This is a genomic window from Verrucomicrobiales bacterium (genome assembly GCA_016793885.1).
In the GTDB taxonomy this organism is placed as follows: Bacteria; Verrucomicrobiota; Verrucomicrobiia; order Limisphaerales; family UBA11320; genus UBA11320.
Map to the genome: position 1 here is coordinate 1 of JAEUHE010000110.1, position 3,195 is coordinate 3,195.

Here is a 3,195-nt window from a genome sequence, read left to right on the forward strand (position 1 = left end):
TCGCATCGGCCTGGAGTATTCCCACGGATCAGGCGACTCGGATCCGAGGGACGACAAGCACGGCACCTTCGAGAACCTATTTCCTACCAACCATAAGTTCTATGGTTACATGGATTTCGTCTCCCTGCAGAACATCCACGACGTGCGGGTGATCTACCAGATCAAGCCTCATCCGCGCCTGAGCCTCGCGTTGGAAGGCCACTTGTTCTGGTTGGCCGACACCTCCGACAACTTCTACAACGTCGGCGGCGCTCCCCGTGGCGGTGGCGCGGCCAGCGGAACCGGATATGGAGTCAACTCCAACTACGGATCGTTTGTGGGATCGGAACTGGATCTGATCGCGGGCTACTCTCTCACGCGATACGCCCAGGTCGAGGTAGGCTTCGGACATTTCTTCGCCGGATCGTACGTCGACAAGACCTTCCAAAACATCGGTGGATCTGCCGACGCCAACTACGTTTACACCCAATTGAATGTGAACTTTTGAGCCTTGCCTCACCTTTTTTGATTTGTCGGTACCCCTTCAGGCAACGTGCCGAAGGGATGATGATTCAAGCGGCCGACAGAGCCTCGGCGGCCTTTCGAACTCCTACAACCGCAGAGCCACATGAGAATAGCCTCGTTCGTATGTGTGGACAGCTCGCGAAACAAACCTTGGACGAAGTGAGAGTCTTGATGGGTCAACGGTAAAGAATGTGGAGTTGGTTTTGTGTGTCTGAATAACACTGCCGCATGAAACTGAACGTTGCCCTTTCCACAAACACCACGCTTCACTCCGTCGTCGTCAAAAGACCTCCTGGCACGCCTAAGGTCGCGACCGAGCTGACCAACTACCACGGGCATGCGGTCATGGCGGGGCGCAGTTCTTGCCATGCCACGACCCAACCGAACATCGACATGCGCGCGGCATTGGACCTCGACCAGTTCCATCAGAAGCTGAAAATCAATCACGACTTCGCATGGCAGGAAAGCGAACCTCAACCCGTGCTCAAGATTTTGCGCAGCACGGGTGAGGTAGCCTGACGCGTCCACCCATCTGGGGCGCTTACGGCTCCGGCCTTAGCAAGGCTCGCAGCAGCACGAACTCCGTTTCCCTAATCCAGCGCCCACACGGAGTCTGATACTATGCGCCGTACTCCACCAACCTCCCTTCGAAGTGGGTTGGTGAGCCGCTCACGCTTCAGCCTCCGACCGCTTTGCGCCGAAAGCGGAAGTAGCCGAACGCTTGCTCCGTTTGCCAGGGCGTGAGATGGACTTCTTGCACCTGCTCCAGCAGGTCAAACTCGGTGCCCAGCTCCGCGCTCACGCTGGCCGCATTATGACGGCATACTTCCAGGCCGCTGCATTTTTCCGGTCCGTGCGGAGCGAAGGCTGCGATGACCACCTGTCCGCCCTGCACCAGGGTGCGGCGCAATGCCTCCACATATCTCCTCCGATCCGCCGCTTCGGTGAAGAAATGAAACACCGCCCGATCATGCCAAAGTGCAACGGGGTGTGTTGGGGTGAACTCCATCACGTCTGCGACCGTCCATTCCACGCGCGCCGCATCCTCGCCCAACCGCCTCCGGGAGTGCTCCAGTGCCGCCCGCGAGAGATCCAGCACTGCCAAGCGCGAGTAACCGGCCTTGAGCAAATGATCCACCAGCGTCGAGGCGCCACCACCCACATCGATAATGCCCGCATCCTTGTCAGTTCCAGTGCGTTCGATCAGGCCCAGCGACACCTCCGGGCGCTCCTGATGCCAGCTTACATCATCCGGCGCTTTGTTTTGGTAAACGTCCTCCCAGTGCTCTTGGCGCATATTGATTGCGGGTTCAGGATTCAGTGGTTTGAACTAGCTCACAACGCGATCTGCGGTCCTAATTCTTAGCATTCGATAGTTCAACATAGTACGTTTGAATTGGGCGACACGAGCGTCGACTCTTCAGGCCGCAATTCCCTGTTCAGGTTGACATCAGCATGCACCGGAACTCGCGGCGGTTCCTTGAGCCAACTGAGTGTTTTATGGATCGCGGACTTGATCGGGGTCAAGGAATCCAGGAGCACCTTTGGATAAAAAGGTCGCCATGAACCAACCTGAACGCCGTCAACCGGAGTCGCCCCCATGCTGAGCAAATCACAAGCAAAGACCTTCTTTGTGGGAGGAACTGTCGTTTTTAGCGCGGCCTTTCTTGCCCTGACTTACGATTCCATGCAGCAGATCCCCACATTGACCCACGACGACAAGATCACGCCGGCGGTCGAGCGGGGGAAAAAGATCTGGGAGGATAACAACTGCATGGGATGCCACACCCTGTTCGGTGAAGGAGCCTACTATGCGCCGGAGTTGACCAAAGTGGTGGAACGCCGCGGAAAACCGTGGATGAAGCTTTTCTTAAAAGATCCGCAGAAGATGTTCCCCGGGGAACGCAAGATGGTGCAGTACGGGTTCAACGAGGCTCAGATGGACGATGTCATCGCGTTCCTGGAATGGTGCGGCAACGTCGATCTCCAAGGATTCCCCGCCAAGCCACCGCTCGCTGGCAAGGTCCAGAACGTGGTCTCGAGCGGGGGAGCCACTGGCAAGCCACAGCCCGAACTCTTCCGGACCATTTGTGTGGCGTGCCACGCCGTTGGTGGAGCGGGCGGAACCGTTGGGCCGCCTCTGGACGATGTCAGAAACCGCAAATCGCGGGCTGACATGATGGCGTGGATCGCCAACCCGCAGTCGATAAAGCCCGGTACGCCCATGCCGAAAATCGACATGACGGAAGCACAACTCAATGAAATCGTGGACTTCCTGCTGAGCCTCTCAGGAAGCGCTCCTGCTCCGGTAGCCCCAGCCCCACCCCAACCTACCTTCGAATGAAATACCAATCTCAAAAAATCGCCTACTGGTTCTTCGCAGCCGCGATCGTACTGTTCTCGCTACAGATCGTTTATGGCTTCATCATGGGGTTTGCTCGCATCGGCTACGATGTGCTGCACGACTGGATCCCATTTAACACCGCCCGGGCCGTGCATACCAATCTCCTGGTTGTCTGGCTGCTGTGCGGGTTTATGGGCGCCGCCTACTACATCATCCCGGAGGAAGTCGAACGCGAGCTAGAATGGCCCAAGTTGGCCTGGTTGCAGTATTTCTCGCTGTTGATTGTCGGCGTGATCGCCGTGGGCTGTTACCACTTCAACATCTGGGAAGGCCGCAAATTCCTCGAA

At 57.2% G+C, this 3,195-nt stretch carries 5 protein-coding genes; 4 read left to right on the plus strand and 1 reads right to left on the minus strand.

Annotated features, from left to right (window positions below):
- Together JNN07_12715 and JNN07_12720 are read left to right on the plus strand one after the other, a co-directional pair.
- The coding region (locus JNN07_12715) for an alginate export family protein (GenBank protein MBL9168598.1) at positions 1-487 on the plus strand (487 nt) is incomplete at its 5' end.
- Positions 488-732: 245 nt separating this feature from the next.
- On the plus strand, positions 733-1,023 hold the full coding sequence (locus tag JNN07_12720) for a hypothetical protein (protein ID MBL9168599.1): 291 nt from the start codon (positions 733-735) through the stop codon (positions 1,021-1,023).
- A 157-nt stretch (positions 1,024-1,180) separates the two neighbouring features.
- On the opposite strand, the gene JNN07_12725 is transcribed toward JNN07_12720, so the two are convergent.
- Positions 1,181-1,801, minus strand: a complete 621-nt coding sequence (locus JNN07_12725; GenBank protein ID MBL9168600.1) for a class I SAM-dependent methyltransferase — start codon at positions 1,799-1,801, stop codon at positions 1,181-1,183.
- Between the two features lie 303 nt (positions 1,802-2,104).
- Here JNN07_12725 and JNN07_12730 point away from each other — a divergent pair, with 303 nt between their 5' ends.
- Both JNN07_12730 and JNN07_12735 read left to right on the plus strand, forming a co-directional pair.
- Positions 2,105-2,848: a c-type cytochrome gene (locus JNN07_12730; protein MBL9168601.1), complete on the plus strand. Its 744-nt coding sequence runs from the start codon at positions 2,105-2,107 to the stop codon at positions 2,846-2,848.
- Positions 2,845-3,195 (plus strand): cbb3-type cytochrome c oxidase subunit I (locus JNN07_12735; protein MBL9168602.1); only part of this gene is annotated, 351 nt, incomplete at its 3' end. The genes JNN07_12730 and JNN07_12735, both read left to right, overlap by 4 nt.